Genomic DNA, 12,278 nt, shown 5'->3' on the forward strand with positions numbered 1-12,278 from the left:
CCGTTACACGCCCATGCCCCTCCCCCGCCCGGCGCCCGCGCCCGATGCCACCAAGCGCGACCTGGCCCTGGAGGTCCACCACCGCCTCTGCGCCGAATACGGCTGCCCCGTCCTCTACTTCCACGCCCTCGCCCCGCTGGACGAACTCGTCTCCTCCCTGCTCTCCCACCGCACCAAGAACGCCGACAGCGCCCGCGCCTTCGCCAGCCTGCGCGCCACCTTCGAGGATTGGGCCGCGGTTCGCGACGCCCCCGTCGCCGAGGTCGAGCGCGCCATCGCCGGCGTCACCTGGCCCGAGGCCAAGGCCCCCGCCCTGCAACGCACCCTGCGCGCCCTGACCGAACGCCAGGGCCTGCTCGACCTCTCCCACCTCGCCGGCATGCCGGAGGCGGAGGCCGCCGCCTGGCTCGCCTCCCTGCCCGGCGTCGGGCCGAAGACCGCGGCGGCGGTGCTCTCCTTCAGCACCCTCCGCGGCCGCGCCCTGCCGGTGGACAGCCACCACCACCGCGTCGCCGCCCGGCTCGGGCTGATCCCGAAATCCCTTGCGGTCGGCCCCTCCCACGTCGTTCTCGCCGCCCTGCTGCCTGAGGACTGGGACGCCCAGGCCTTCTACGACCATCACCAGATGCTGATGCGGCACGGCCAGCGCTGCTGCTTCTTCCGCGGCCCGGCTTGCGGCCGCTGCGTGCTGCGGGACCTCTGCCCGGAAGGCCAGTCGCGCCTCGGCACCACCCCGGCCTGACCGCGCGCGGCCCATCTGGCCACTCCGTCCGCCCTCCCCTAGTCTCGCGCCATCCAGGGAGGAAACCCCGTGCCCGAAGCCCCGACCGACCCTAAACTCATGGCGGAGAACCGCCTGCCCCTCGCCGGCCTGCGCGTGCTCGACCTCACCCTGGCCCGCGCCGGCCCCACCTGCGTCCGGCATCTGGCCGATTGGGGCGCCGACATCATCCGGGTCGAGCCGCCCGGCCAGGGCGATGGCCTCGGCGGCGCCCGCGACGGCTTCGACCAGGTGAACCTGCACCGCAACAAGCGCGGCCTCTCGATCGACCTGAAGAACCCCGCCGGCCTCGCCGCCTTCCTGAAGGTCGCGGCGACGGCCGATATCCTGGTCGAGAACATGCGGATGCAGGTCAAGCATCGGCTCAAGATCGCCTATGACGACCTGAAGGACCTCAACCCGCGCCTGATCTACGCCTCCATCTCCGGCTTCGGCCAGACCGGCCCCTATTCCAAGCGCGGCGGCGTCGACCAGATCGCCCAGGGCATGGGCGGCCTCATGACCATCACCGGGGAGCCCGACCGCGGCCCGATGCGCGTCGGCATCCCCATCAACGACCTCACCGCCGGCAACCTGCTGGCGATGGGCATTATGATGAAGCTCTACGACCGCGAGCGGACGGGCAAGGGCGGCTACGTCCATACCTCCCTGCTCGAGGCCCAGGTCTTCATGCTGGACTTTCAGGCCAGCCGCTTCCTGATGGATGGCGAGGTCGCCGGCCAGGCAGGCAACGACCACCCCGTCAACATCCCGATGGGCGTCTTCCCGACCAGCGACAAATCGATCAACATCGCCGCCTCCTCGGCCAAGCTCTGGACCAATTTCTGCAAGGCCGCCGGCCATGAGGAATGGCTGGAGGTCGAAGAATGGAAGACCAACGGCGGCCGCTCCAAGGACCGCAAGCGGATCAACCAGGTCATCGCCGAGGTCACCAAGCTGCAGTCGTCCGAATACTGGATCGACAAGCTCGAGGAAGCCGGCATCCCCTGCGGTCCGGTGAACAACATCCGCGAGGTCTTCGAGGACCCGCAGGTCCAGCACCTCAAGATGGCCATGCCGATGACGCACCGCACCCGCGGCGACATCAAGGTCGTGGCCCAGCCGGTGAACATCCAGGGCGTGGACACCGGCTTCTACCGGGACATCCCCAACCTCGGTGAGCACAACGACGAAATCCTGGCCGAAGCCGGCCTGACCCCCGCCGAAATCGCCGACCTGAAAGCCAAGGGAGCCCTTGGCGGAGCATGAGCACCATGGAACTCGCCGAAGGTAAGATCCTCGCCAGCAGCGCCGACGGCGTCGGCCGGATCGTCTTCAACCAGCCCGAGAAGCGCAACGCCATGTCGGTCGCCATGTGGACCGGCATGGGCGAGGCGCTGGAGATGTTCGCCGAGGATGCGAGCGTCCGCTGCGTCATCCTCCAGGGCGCCGGCGACAAGGCCTTCGTCTCGGGCGCCGACATCTCGCAGTTCGAGAAGGTCCGCAACAACGCCGACGCCCAGGCCGAGTACGACAAGCTGACCAGCGCCGGCCGCGCCAGGCTCTCGGCCTACAGGAAGCCGGTGATCGCCCAGATCCGCGGCTTCTGCATGGGCGGGGGCCTGGGCATCGCCATGTCGACCGACATCCGCATCGCCTCGGACGACAGCCAGTTCGGCATCCCGGCCGCCAAGCTCGGCATCGCCTATGGCTTCGACATGGTCCGCGCCCTGGTCGACCTGGTCGGTCCCGCCCATGCCCACATGATCCTGATGACCGGCGAGCGCTTCGATGCGAAGGAGGCCGAGCGCTTCGGCCTGGTCAACAAGGTCGTCCCGGTGGCCGAGCTCGAGGCCACCGTCGCCAAGCTCGCCGCCACCATGGCCGGCAATGCGCCACTGTCGCTGCTGACCAACAAGCAGACCGTGAAGCAGGTCCTCATGGACCGCGCCGACCGCGACATGGAGGCCTACAAGAAGGCGCTGGCCGCCTGCTTCGACAGCGCCGACTACAAGGAAGGCCGCCGCGCCTTCATGGAGAAGCGCAAGCCGGCCTTCACCGGAAGCTGAAACGACCCAAGGACCCGTGTCCAGGTTCGCGCGAAAATCCCGGTGCATGACGCGCCGGGAATGCCTAGACTGCCGCCTGCCGTGACACCCTCGAAACCAATGAGGGGCATGGCCGGTGGCATTCTACGTCTGGGCAAGAGGTCAATATCCGGGAATGGACGGCAACATCGAGGCGCCGATCGTCGGTGCGCATTCCGATGCGACCAAGGCAGTCAGCCACGGGGACTGCGCGGGGGCGCCCATCTCCCGCATCGTCGCGGAGGTCGCCGCCCGCTTTCCCGGTGAACGCATCACCCTCGGCGAAATGGCCGAGGCCTTCGGCGACCGTGCCTTCGGCCTGCTGATCCTGCTGCTGCTGCTGCCCTCCCTGCTGCCCGGCATGGCCTCGGTCTTCGGCCTGCCGGTGCTGATCCTCGGCGTGCAGATGGGCCTCGGCCGCCGCACCCCGAAGCTGCCCGCCTTCCTCGCCCGGCAATCGGTCAAGCGCACCGACCTGCTCCGCCTTTCCGGCGGCGGCTCCAAATGGATGGCCAAGGTCGAGCAATACGTCCGCCCCCGCCCGGGCTTCTTCACCTCCCCCATGGGCGACAAGCTGTTCGGCTGGCTGACCGCCTATGTCGCGCTGATGCTGATCCTGCCCGGCCCCGGCACCAACGGCCCGCCGGCCTTCGGCAACATCGTCATGGCCCTCGGCCTGGTGGAGCACGACAACCGCACCACCGCCTGGGGCGTCGGCCTCACCATCGCCGGCTGCGCCTTCGCCACCATCGTGCTGGTCGTGCTCGGCTGGCTCGGCGTGCAGGCACTCGGCTGGATCTTCTAGCGCGCGATCGTCCGAGGCGGTCTCGCCGAAGGCCGTGAATCGAGCGGTGCCAGGGGCCAGGCGCGGCCGAAAGGCCACAGCCGCTGGCGCTTCTGCGCCATGGCTGCGCGCGGGGGGCTGTTACCCTCCCGCAATCCTGCTAGTGCCCCCGCATGCGCCGGTGGCCCGCAAGGGCTGAAACGGGAATGCGGCAGGTGGTCCCGACCATCCGTCCGCGGCTGCCCTCGCAACTGTAGGCGATGCGGGTCTGCCAGAAGCCATTGCACCCGAAGCGGTTTCACCGTGGGGGCGTGAGAAGGCGGCAGATCCAAGGGTCCCGGGTCATCGCCCCGGCGCCCCCATCGCGAGCCAGGAGACCGGCCGGCGCAGAGTTGTCTCGCGCGTGCCGGGCGAGGTGCACCGGCGCACCGGAACCAAGGCCCCCAGCGCCAAGCGCGGGGGGTTTTCCGATTGCGGGAACGACGCCCGTCGTTCCGCCCCCACCGGGGCGGGACTCGTTCGTCAACGCAGTCGGAGGACCCGATGCGAAACCTCGCGCTTACCCTCGCCGGCGGCCTCGCCGCGGCGGCCCTGGCCCCCAATCCCGCCCAGGCCCAGCAGGCCATCCCCGATACCATCGTCACCGCCACGCGGGTCCCGACGCCGGCCGAGCGCGTCCCCGCCGCGATCACCGTCATCACCCGCCAGGACATCGAGGAGCGCGGCTACCAGTCGCTGGCCGAGGCGCTCACCGCCGTCCCCGGCATCAACCTCGTCGGCCAGGGTGGGCTCGGCGGCCAGACCAGCGCCTTCACCCGCGGCACCAACAGCAGCCATACCCTGGTCCTGCTGGACGGCGTGCCGATCAACGATGCCTCCACCCCGGCCGGCGCCTTCAACTTCGGCCAGGACCTGCTCGGCAACCTCGACCGGATCGAGGTGGTCCGCGGCCCCGCCGCCTCGCTCTACGGCAGCGCGGCGCTCGGCGGCGTCATCAACCTCGTCACCCGCCAGGCGCCCCAGGGGAAGGTCTTTGCCCCCTTCGGCGAGATCGCCGGCGGCAGCAACTCCACCGTCCGCGGCAACCTCGGCGCCACCGGCCGGGTGGAGGCCTTCGACTACCTCTTCTCCGGCCAGTCGCTCTCGACCCGCGGCTCCAATGCCCTGGCGCCGCGGCTGCAGACCACCAACGGCGAGCGCGACGGCTTCCGCGGCCAGTCCACCATGGCCCGGCTCGGCTGGACCCCGGTCGAGGGGACCCGGCTGGAGGGCATCGTCCAGTGGCGGCAGAACAACTTCGGCCTCGACGGCACCAACAACGCCTTCCGCCAGGCCGATGACCCGAACTACTCCGGCGAGGACCGCCGCTGGTTCGGCCAGGTCCGCGGCGAGACCCGGCTGCTGGACGGCGCCTGGACCACCGGCCTGCGCGGCTTCACCACCGAGGACCGCCGGCGCTACGTGAACCGGCCCAACCCCGGCGCCTCCGGCATCGCCGACGACCTCTACCGCGGCAGCCGCACCGGCCTCGACTGGGGCAATACCGTCCGCCTGCCCGGCTTCGGCGCCTTCACCGACGGCGCGCTGGCCTTCGGCGTCACCCATGCGCTGGAGGAGAGCCGCAGCCTCAGCGGCAGCCCCGCCTCGCGCACCCGAGTCTTCGCCCAGCAGCATGTCACCGCCGGCTACGCCTCGCTGCAGTACCGCGCCTGGGACCGGCTCGACCTGACCGGCGGCTTCCGCCAGGACAGCACCACCGGCTTCACCGATGCGACCACCTGGCAGCTCGGCGCCGTGCTGGCGCTGCCCGAGGTGAACAGCCGGCTCCGCGTCTCCGCCGGCACCGCCTTCCGCGCCCCGTCGCTGTACGAGCGCTTCGGCACCAATGCCTCGACGCTCGGCAACCCCGCCCTCAAGGCGGAGCGCAGCACCGGCTGGGAAATCGGCGCGGATACCGACGTGACGCTGTTCGGCCGGCCCCGCGCCGCCACCGCGAGCTGGACCTTCTTCCAGAGCCGCATCACCAACCTGATCAACTCGGTTCGTGCCCCGCTGCCGGGCTTCGTCTTCACCTCGGTCAACGTCGACCGGGCCGATATCCACGGCGCCGAGCTGGGCCTCACCCTCCGCCCGGCGCCCTGGCTGGAGACCACGGCGAACTGGACCATCACCGAGGCGGAGGACGCCATCACCGACCGCCGCCTGCTGCGCCGGCCGGAGCATGTGGTCAGCATCACCGCCCGGGTGGTGCCGACGCCGCGGCTGGTCATCGCGCCGACGGTGCTCTTCACCGGCCGGTCCAGCGACTTCCTGATCACCAATACCGGCGACTTCGGCTCGCGCGGCGCGGTCCGGGGCGGCACCGTGGTCAACCTCGGCGCCACCTACAAGGCGACCGAGGTGGTCAGCCTCTTCCTCGAGGGCCGCAACCTCGGCAACAGCCGCTGGGAGCCGACCAGCGGCTATGTCACGCCGGGCCGCAGCCTGCTCGTCGGCACCCGCTTCGCCTTGTAATCGCCGCGGCGGCGGGGGAAGCCAGGGCATGATCCAGGCCCTGGCCCTCTACCCCCTCGCCGCCCTGGCGGAGATCGCCGGCTGCTTCGCCTTCTGGGCGGTGCTCCGGTCCGGCGCCTCGCCCTGGTGGCTGCTGCCGGGCGCGGCGGCGCTGGCGGCCTTCGCCTGGCTGCTCACCCTGGTCGGGACCGACGTCGCAGGCCGCGCCTATGCCGCCTATGGCGGGGTCTATGTGGTGGCCTCGCTGGCCTGGCTCTGGCTGGTGGAAGGGCGCAGCCCGACCGGTGCGGACCTCGCCGGCGCCGGCCTCTGCCTGGCCGGCACCGCGGTCATCCTGGCGGGGGCGCTGCGCGGCTGAGGGCTCGGGGCACATGGTACCCCGCCGCGGCTCCCAGAAAAGTAGTGTTGTCGCTCCGGACGCTGACATGCTTAAAATTTCACCGTATCGGGACGGTGATGGGAGCTTCGGCGATGGCTGCATATGCATTCGCAGGGCCGACCTGGGCCTCGAACACCATCACCTGGAGCTTCGCGGCCTTCAATTTCCTCGCCGATGGCGCCACGCCTTTTTCCCACCTGATCGACGACCCGACGGCAGCGTCGCTGGTGCGAAGCGCTTTCGCCGCCTGGCAGGGCGTGGCGGATATCCATTTCATCGAGGTGGCGGATTCGGCGAATTATGCCGCCTTGGCCAATATCCGCATCGGGTTCGGCAACCTGAACCCGGCCATGACCCAGCAGATCGGCCTGACGTCCTTCTACCAGATGAACAACCATTTCAACAACGACGTGATCGTCAGGATCGAGGATCCGTCCTACGTCAATCTTTACTTCAACGCGTCCGGGGCCCTGCTCTATGCCGGCTACGACACGTCATTCTATCAGGTCGCCCTGCATGAAATCGGGCATGCCCTCGGGCTCGATCATTCGACCGAGCCCACGGCCACCATGTACCCGGTGCTGGGCGCGGCCAACCGTGGCCTGACGGCATCGGATATCGCGGGAGTCACGACGCTCTACGGAGCCGCCATCAATCCGCTGCATGCCGTCTACCGGTTCTTCGACGCGGGCCGGACAGGCGAGCATTTCTACACGACGGATGCCGCGGAAAAGGCCTTCATCATCAACAACCTGCCGAGCTACCGCTACGAAGGCGCGCAATGGGCAACCCCCGACAAATCGGCGGGGACCGTCGATGTCCACCGCTTCCTCGACACCATCAGGCACACGCATCTCTTCACCAGCGACGTGGCCGAGCGCGATTCGATCCTGCAGACCCTGCCCGGACTGGTCTATGAGGGCGTCGCCTTCCAGGCCTATGCGAAGGATTCCACCGCGGCCGGGCAATTGTCGCTGGAACGCTTCTACGACCCGACCCGGGGCGACCATCACCTCGCCCTGACCGCCGAGGCGGCCGGCATCCGGCATGGGGCCGCCGGGCCGAATTGGGTGGACGAGGGACCCGGCCTGACGGTGCATGTGATCGACAATTCGGTCCTCATCGCCTGAGGTCCCGGGGCGGCAGGAGGCTTCGCTTGCCTCCGCCGACAGCATGGGCTATAGGATTATTGTCTCCGTCAGCGCCATGCCCGGTGGCGGCGGCGAAACGCCGTTTCCCCCACCGAATTTATTATAAATTCCTTCCGGTTCAGGCACTTAGATCGCCAGAGCCGGCAAAAAATAAATGAAATTGAGCCGAATTTTACGGAATTTAGCCGAATTGAGCAGGCTTTAGCGGATTTGAGCGCTACCGCGCCCGAGCGATGCAGAAGGCCACGATCCCCGCCATCGCCCGCCGCATCGGCCCATCCGGGAAGCCCGCCAGCGCCGTCAGCGCCGCATCGCCATAGGCCTGGGCCCGCGCCACGGTATCGCGCAGCGCCCCATGCCGCTCGATCAGCGCCTGGGCCGTCGCCAGATCCTCGGGCGACTGGTCCTTGTCCTCCAGCGTCCGGCGCCAGAACTCGCGCTCCGCCGCATCGCCGCGGGCATGCGCCAGCAGCACCGGCAGGGTGATCTTGCCCTCGCGGAAGTCGTCGCCGACCGTCTTGCCGAGCCGCTCCTGCTCCGCCGCGTAGTCCAGCGCATCGTCGACCAGCTGGAAGGCGATGCCGAGGTTGTGCCCATAGGCATCGAGCGCGAGCTCCTCCGCCTCCGGCCGGTCCGCGACCACCGCGCCGATGCGGGTCGCCGCGGCGAACAGCGCGGCGGTCTTGCCCTCGATCACCTGCAGGTACTGCGCCTCGGTGGTGGAGATGTCGTTCTGCGTGACCAGCTGCAGCACCTCGCCCTCGGCGATGGTCGCCGCCGCCTGGGAGAGGATGCCGAGCACCTTCAGGCTGCCGTCGTCGGTCATCAGCTGGAAGGCGCGGGCAAAGAGGAAGTCGCCGACCAGCACGCTCGGCTTGTTGCCGAACAGCGCATTGGCGCTCGCCTGGCCCCGCCGCAGCGAGGATTCATCGACCACGTCATCGTGCAGCAGCGTCGCCGTGTGGATGAACTCCACGCAGGCCGCCAGCGCCACGTGCCGGTCGCCGCGATAGTCGCAGAGCCGCGCCGCCGCGAGGGTCAGCAGCGGCCGCAGCCGCTTGCCGCCGGCCGCGACGATATGCGCCGCCAGCTGCGGGATGAGCGCGACCGGCGAGTGCATCCGCTGCACGATCAAGCGGTTGCAGGCCTCCAGATCCGCCTGGACGAGCGAAACCAGCGCCATGAGCGCGTCCTCGCCGCCATCGGATGGCATCGTCAACGGGGAATTATCCGGCACAATCCGTGCAACCGATGGCACTACACTTGACCCTGGCTTGGGGGGCGGCACCATAGCCACCGCGCCACTTGGCGACAAGCGCCGGAAAAACAAGGATTTGGCTGAACCATGCGGCTCATCGTGCAAAGCGTGGATCCGGTGCGCATCAGCTTCCTGCTCGCTTTGCTGAAGGATGCGGGCATTCCCTGCATCCTGCTGGACCAGCACATCAGCGCGCTCGAGGGCGGCATCGGTGCCTTCCCCCGTCGCCTCGCGGTGGCGGAGGAAGACCTCGCCGCCGCCCGCCGCCTGCTGCGGGAGGCCGGCGAGGAGCATCTGTGAGCGAGATGCATACCGAGGACCGGCTGCTCGGCGGTCGCGTGCTGCTGCGCCAGCCGCGGCTCGGCCTGCGCGCCGGGCTGGATGCGGTGCTGCTCGCCGCCGGCATCCCGGCCCGTCCCGGCCAGGTGGTGCTGGAGGCCGGCTGCGGCAGCGGCGCGGGCTTCCTCTGCCTCGCCACGCGGGTGCCGGGCCTGCGCATCCTGGCCGTCGAGCGCGACCCGGTCCTGGCGGCGCTGGCCATTGCCAATGCCGCCGCCAATGGCATCGCGGCCGAGGTCATCACCGGCGATATCCGCGACCCGGCACTGATCCGCCGCCTGCCCGCCTGCGACCATGCCTTCGCCAATCCCCCCTTCTGGCCCGCCGGCACCGCCCCGCCGGAGCCGCGGCGCGGCGCCATGACCCATGCGACGGAGGGCGCCGCGAGCCTCGGCGACTGGGCCCGTTTCCTCGCCGCGCCCCTCGTCCGGCGCGGCAGCCTGAGCCTGATCCTGCCGGCGGCGTTGCTGGATGGCGGGATGGCGGCGCTGGCCGCGGCCGGCTGCGCCGGAACCCGGTTGCTGCCCTTCTGGCCGCGCCAGGGGCTGGCGGCCAAGCGGATGCTGCTGCAATCCCGCCGCGGCAGCCGTGGCCCGGCCAGCATCGCCCCGGGGCTGGTGCTGCATGCCGCCCAGGGCTTCACGCCGGCGGCGGAGGCGGTGCTGCGCGATGCGGCAGCGCTCGGGATGAACTGAGGTCAGCCGGCGGTGGTATCCGGGTGGCGCAGGTGCCAGAGCCGCTCATGCGCGGCGACCAGGCTTTCCATGTTGCGGCGCCGGTTGGTATCCGGGGAGACCGGGCGACGTGTCAGCATCATTTCCAGGATACGGAGCAATTGCTCCGCCACCTCGTAGTCGCCCTGGTCGCAGGCATGGTGGAAGGCGATCAGGATCTTGTCGGACAGCCGGCGGCTATGCCGCGGGGCCGCAGCACCTCGCCCGGAGTCCCGTGCGCCGTCCTGATCCGAGTCGTCGTCCGCCATACTGCCTTCTCCGGTTGCGGTCAGCCTCATGTCGAGGCAATCCCGCGCTTTATAGACTAGCAAGCTTTTCGCGCCTGCGCAGTGCCCGTAACACGGTGCCGCGATGCTATCCGGCGCCGGCCGGACGATTGACCTGGGCCGCGACGGCCGCCGCGATGGCCTCCGGCGTCTGCTCCGGACGGAACAGCGTCCGCACCTTGGCATCCGGCCCGACCAGATAGATGAAGCTCGAATGATCCATCAGGTAGTCGGTCATCTCGGGCCGCTGCACCTTGGCGTAGTAGACCCGGTAGCGCCGCGCCGCCTCCGCCACCTGCTCCGGCGTGCCGGTCAGGCCCAGCATGCGGGGATGGAAGCGGCTGACGTAGTCGGCCAGATGCTCCGGCGTATCGCGCTGCGGATCGACCGATATGAAGGCCGGCACCACCTTCTCCCCGGCCGGGCCCAGCGCATCGAGCGCCGCGGCCATGGTGCCGAGCTCGGTCGGGCAGACATCGGGGCAGAAGCTGTAGCCGAAATAGACCAGCATCCAGCGGCCGGCGAAGTCGCGCTCGGTCACCGCCTTGCCGGTCTGGTCGGTCAGGCTGAAGGGGCCGCCGAGCGACATGCCCTGCGGCAGCTGCACCCCGCCGGAGGAAACCGGGGCGCCCTGGCCGCCGAAGACCTGGCCCAGCCGGCCGACGAAGGCATCGGCCAGGCTTTCCTCAGGCCCGCGGGTGACCCAGGCAAAGGCCCAGACCCCGCCGAGCAGCAGGACGAGCAACAGGGACACCATGCGGATAATTCGCAGCATGGCCCCTGCATACCTGCCGGGGCGCCGCGCCGCCAGGGCAGGCGGCGCGGATCGGCCGCACCTGTGGCTTTAAAGCTGCGGCAGCCTCAATGCGCCGGGGTTGCCGCGATCTCACCCTGGGGTTGAGGCGTGGTGAAGGTGCTGTCCGAGAAGGCTTCCTCCCAGCTGCCGGAGGTGCTGGCCTTGGAATATTCGGTGGAGCGGTTCTCGAAGAAGTTGGTGTGCTCCACCGCGTTCAGCATCTCGTCGAGCCAGGGCAGCGGGTTCTTCTCGATGTTGTAGAGGGGCAGCAGGCCGAGCTGCTGCAGCCGGCGATCGGCGATGAAGCGGATGTACTGCTTGGTCTGCGCCGCATCGATGCCCTCGACCCCGCCCAGCTCGAAGGCGAGGTCGATGAAGGCATCCTCATGGTCGACGATGGTCGCGCAGATCAGGGCGATGTCGCGGCGCAGCTCCTCGGTCCAGATCTCCGGATTCTCCTGCACGAAGGTGCGGAACAGCCGGATGATGGAGAGGCAGTGCAGCGTCTCGTCGCGCACCGACCAGGCGACGATCTGGCCCATCCCCTTCATCTTGTTGAAGCGGGGGAAGTTCATGAGGATGGCGAAGGAGGCAAAGAGCTGCAGCCCCTCGGTGAAGGCGCCGAAGGCGGCGAGCGTCTTGGCGATCTCGGTCTTCGATTCGACCGAGAAGCTGTGCATGTAGTCGTACTTGTCCTTCATCTCCTTGTACTTGAGGAAGGCGCTGTACTCGAGCTCGGGCATGCCCACCGTGTCGAGCAGGTGGGAATAGGCGGCGATGTGGATGGTCTCGGTGTTCGAGAAGGCCGACATCATCATCAGCACTTCGGTCGGCTTGAACACCTGGCTGTACACTTTCATGTAGCAGTTGTTCACCTCGACATCCGCCTGGGTGAAGAAGCGGAAGATCTGCGTCAGCAGGTTGCGCTCCGCCTCCGACAGGTTCTTCTGCCAATCCTTCACGTCGTCGGCGAGCGGCACTTCCTCGGGCAGCCAATGGACGCGCTGCTGCGTCAGCCAGGCGTCATAGGCCCAGGGGTAGCGGAAGGGCTTGTAGACGGGATTGGCGGTGAGGAGGTCGAAGCGCACGGGGCGCTCATCGGGGGGGAGGTGGCCGTCGGCCATGGGGCGCTACTCGCTTTGTTTGGGAGTCGCCGGCTCGAACGGCGGACTCACAGAAAAAGGGTGGAGGGGTGGGGGGGGGGGGGGGG

Annotated in this window: 13 protein-coding genes and 1 riboswitch; of the genes, 9 read left to right on the forward strand and 4 right to left on the reverse strand. The window is 69.1% G+C overall.

Annotated features, from left to right (window positions below; all coding sequences use genetic code 11):
* The 7 genes from AC0IW9_RS29225 to AC0IW9_RS29255 all read left to right on the forward strand — a co-directional run.
* On the forward strand, positions 1–742 hold a 742-nt coding region (locus AC0IW9_RS29225), incomplete at its 5' end, for an endonuclease III domain-containing protein (RefSeq protein ID WP_471651828.1).
* A gap of 69 nt (positions 743–811) precedes the next feature.
* On the forward strand, positions 812–2,029 hold the full coding sequence (locus tag AC0IW9_RS29230; RefSeq protein ID WP_471651829.1) for a CaiB/BaiF CoA transferase family protein: 1,218 nt from the start codon (positions 812–814) through the stop codon (positions 2,027–2,029).
* Positions 2,026–2,829, forward strand: a complete 804-nt coding sequence (locus AC0IW9_RS29235; protein ID WP_471651830.1) for an enoyl-CoA hydratase — start codon at positions 2,026–2,028, stop codon at positions 2,827–2,829. Before AC0IW9_RS29230 ends, AC0IW9_RS29235 begins: the two co-directional genes overlap by 4 nt.
* Positions 2,830–2,983: 154 nt before the next feature.
* Positions 2,984–3,652, forward strand: coding sequence for an exopolysaccharide biosynthesis protein (locus AC0IW9_RS29240; protein WP_471651831.1), 669 nt, complete (start codon positions 2,984–2,986; stop codon positions 3,650–3,652).
* 141 nt (positions 3,653–3,793) lie between these two features.
* Positions 3,794–4,030, forward strand: a riboswitch (cobalamin riboswitch).
* Between the two features lie 144 nt (positions 4,031–4,174).
* On the forward strand, positions 4,175–6,145 hold the full coding sequence (locus tag AC0IW9_RS29245) for a TonB-dependent receptor plug domain-containing protein (RefSeq protein WP_471651832.1): 1,971 nt from the start codon (positions 4,175–4,177) through the stop codon (positions 6,143–6,145).
* 28 nt (positions 6,146–6,173) lie between these two features.
* Positions 6,174–6,503, forward strand: a complete 330-nt coding sequence (locus AC0IW9_RS29250) for a YnfA family protein (protein WP_471651833.1) — start codon at positions 6,174–6,176, stop codon at positions 6,501–6,503.
* Between the two features lie 113 nt (positions 6,504–6,616).
* Positions 6,617–7,654, forward strand: a complete 1,038-nt coding sequence (locus AC0IW9_RS29255) for a matrixin family metalloprotease (protein ID WP_471651834.1) — start codon at positions 6,617–6,619, stop codon at positions 7,652–7,654.
* 238 nt (positions 7,655–7,892) lie between these two features.
* Here the strand turns inward: AC0IW9_RS29255 and AC0IW9_RS29260 are convergent, their stop codons facing one another.
* Positions 7,893–8,888, reverse strand: coding sequence for a polyprenyl synthetase family protein (locus AC0IW9_RS29260; RefSeq protein ID WP_471651839.1), 996 nt, complete (start codon positions 8,886–8,888; stop codon positions 7,893–7,895).
* Between the two features lie 132 nt (positions 8,889–9,020).
* On the opposite strand from AC0IW9_RS29260, the gene AC0IW9_RS29265 reads away from it, so the two are divergent.
* Together AC0IW9_RS29265 and AC0IW9_RS29270 are read left to right on the forward strand one after the other, a co-directional pair.
* Positions 9,021–9,233: a putative signal transducing protein gene (locus tag AC0IW9_RS29265; RefSeq protein WP_471651835.1), complete on the forward strand. Its 213-nt coding sequence runs from the start codon at positions 9,021–9,023 to the stop codon at positions 9,231–9,233.
* A 5-nt stretch (positions 9,234–9,238) separates the two neighbouring features.
* Positions 9,239–9,967 carry a tRNA1(Val) (adenine(37)-N6)-methyltransferase gene (locus tag AC0IW9_RS29270; protein WP_471651840.1) on the forward strand — a complete coding sequence of 243 codons (729 nt, stop codon included), beginning with the start codon at positions 9,239–9,241 and terminating at the stop codon, positions 9,965–9,967.
* Between the two features lie 2 nt (positions 9,968–9,969).
* Here the strand turns inward: AC0IW9_RS29270 and AC0IW9_RS29275 are convergent, their stop codons facing one another.
* From AC0IW9_RS29275 to AC0IW9_RS29285, 3 genes are all read right to left on the reverse strand, one after another.
* Positions 9,970–10,254 carry a hypothetical protein gene (locus AC0IW9_RS29275; protein WP_471651836.1) on the reverse strand — a complete coding sequence of 95 codons (285 nt, stop codon included), beginning with the start codon at positions 10,252–10,254 and terminating at the stop codon, positions 9,970–9,972.
* Between the two features lie 106 nt (positions 10,255–10,360).
* Positions 10,361–11,029 carry an SCO family protein gene (locus AC0IW9_RS29280; RefSeq protein WP_471651837.1) on the reverse strand — a complete coding sequence of 223 codons (669 nt, stop codon included), beginning with the start codon at positions 11,027–11,029 and terminating at the stop codon, positions 10,361–10,363.
* Positions 11,030–11,133: 104 nt separating this feature from the next.
* Positions 11,134–12,192 (reverse strand): ribonucleotide-diphosphate reductase subunit beta, encoded by a 1,059-nt coding sequence (locus AC0IW9_RS29285; RefSeq protein WP_471651838.1) that lies wholly within the window; start codon positions 12,190–12,192, stop codon positions 11,134–11,136.
* Positions 12,193–12,278 lie beyond the last annotated feature (86 nt).

Source organism: Belnapia sp. AC561, from assembly GCF_979252845.1.